At 34.2% G+C, this 1,869-nt stretch carries 2 protein-coding genes and 1 tRNA gene; all 3 read right to left on the bottom strand.

Features of this window, described 5'->3' with window-relative positions; genetic code table 11:
• Positions 1-81 precede the first annotated feature (81 nt).
• Positions 82-387 carry an ETC complex I subunit gene (locus ACFIL8_RS09690; RefSeq protein WP_375671875.1) on the bottom strand — a complete coding sequence of 102 codons (306 nt, stop codon included), beginning with the start codon at positions 385-387 and terminating at the stop codon, positions 82-84.
• An 89-nt stretch (positions 388-476) separates the two neighbouring features.
• Positions 477-553, bottom strand: a tRNA-Pro gene (locus ACFIL8_RS09685).
• Between the two features lie 710 nt (positions 554-1,263).
• Positions 1,264-1,869: DnaA regulatory inactivator HdaA (gene hdaA / locus ACFIL8_RS09680; RefSeq protein ID WP_375689598.1), on the bottom strand; the 606-nt coding region annotated here is incomplete at its 5' end.

The following is a 1,869-nucleotide window of genomic DNA, read 5'->3' as shown; positions in this document are numbered from 1 at the left end:
GGCTTAGAAGGCCGTTGCTCTATCCAGCTGAGCTACGGGACCCAACTGATTATTTTCTCAATTCAAAATAGCATCTTCAATTCAATGTGTCCAAGAATGCTGCCGATCACTGCGAAAATTATCAGAATAAGAAATAGCACGTCGAATCGATGTATGTTTCTTTTCTACACGGTAAGAGATAGCATTCTTACGTGCAAAAGCAATCGCTTCTTCCTTCCTATTAAATCGAATCTTTACCTGATTATTCATATCAGACGTTGCCGTGTAGCCCATAAGAGGTTCAAGCATTTTTGCTTTCATTGGCTCATACTCTAGAATCCAAAAAACTGTATTCCCCTTACCTGACTGCATAGCTGTCTTAGCAGGACTATAAATACGTGCGATCATGCCTTTTTCCTTCAGATTACACAACGCTTGGATGATAGTTTCTCACCACAAGTACCCAATTGGGTCATTCTCACACACTCAATCAAATATGGTCGGAGCGATAGGATTCGAACCTACGACCCCCTGATCCCAAATCAGGTGCGCTACCAGGCTGCGCTACGCTCCGCCATTTACATTTACTTGATGCACATTTCCTAAAATTTTCACAACAGAAGTGCAAGAGAAAAACACACTTTTTTTTAATTTTGTTGCATTTCTTTACAAAAAAGCACATTTTTTAATTTTTCCCCCTACTCAATAACAAATTTATTGACAAATAGTAGAAAATAACTTCCGTAAGAAAATCCAATCTATATTAAAAAATAACGAATTTCTCTATAAGGATTTCATAATTTTTATCCTGTTTTAAGCAAGCTCTCATTGTATCAAAACACATTCCACAGATACAATTTTAGAAAAAATGACTTAAATATCATAGAAAAACTTTCCCAAAGAGAACATAAGCCAAAAAATTCAGCTGTATTAAGCTTTTTTCCCCTCTTTTTCTATCTTCCCAAAGACTCTTTTATTAAAAATTCTAGAATCTTCTACAATCCAAACCCATAAACAACAAACATTTTTTCAAAGCACAAAGGTTTTATTATAAATAAAATAAAGCGCTCTTTTTAGAAAAATTTTCAAATGCGAAGATGGTAAGAATTCAACATCATACAATAAAATCTCAAAGCTATTTAAAATAAAAACACGATAAGAGTAAAAAACACTATTTTTTACTCTTATATAGATATCCAAAAAGAAGAAAATTTAAATGACTTGTCTTCCACATATTGAAACGATAATAGAAGGACAGAATAATTAAGCCATGATAAGGAGTATTTACGGATTTCTTCTATTTAAAACTTCAGCAATAACAGCACGTGTTATTTTTCTTTTTCTTTGTAATGCCAACTGATCAACAGAATCAACAACACGCTTCAATGAAAATAAAGAACGTTCACAACGGCTTACAAGATAATAAACCGTATCTGGATGTACAATAAGTTGCCTATCGGAAAAAAGCTTAAATGCAACAGCTGTTAACAATGCATCATCAGGCTGATTAATTTCAACGAACATCACCGAATTAAGACGACTTTTTAGATCATTTAACATTAAATTCCAAGCGGAAGGAAGTGTTTGTGCCGTCATCAATAAAGTAGCCTGTCGTGCATCAAGATTTGCTTGCTTAATACTGTTAATTAAATGAAAAAGTTCTGTCTCATTGATTTCACCTGTATCAATATCCTCTATTAAAAATGATCTGCCTAAAGAAGCCATAGTAACAGCCTGATCAAGTTCATTGTGCTGAATCCTGAAAGCATCTGCTTTTTGGAGCCATATATTAGAAAAATGCGTTTTTCCAGATCCTTCTTTACCAACCAAAACTGCAATAGGTAAGCTCCAATTGGGCCAGTGATCAATAAGCTGAAAAGCCATACGATT

Origin of the sequence: Bartonella sp. AP57NXGY (assembly GCF_042195805.1) — a bacterium.
Taxonomy (GTDB): Bacteria; Pseudomonadota; Alphaproteobacteria; order Rhizobiales; family Rhizobiaceae; genus Bartonella.
The sequence above is the reverse complement of the archived record's forward strand: the minus strand, read 5'-3'. Positions and strand labels throughout refer to the sequence as shown.

Coding starts and splice junctions, on each gene's coding strand:
- ACFIL8_RS09690 (WP_375671875.1), bottom strand. CDS start 387: ATGATCGCACGTATTTATAGTCCTGCTAAGACAGCTATGCAGTCAGGT.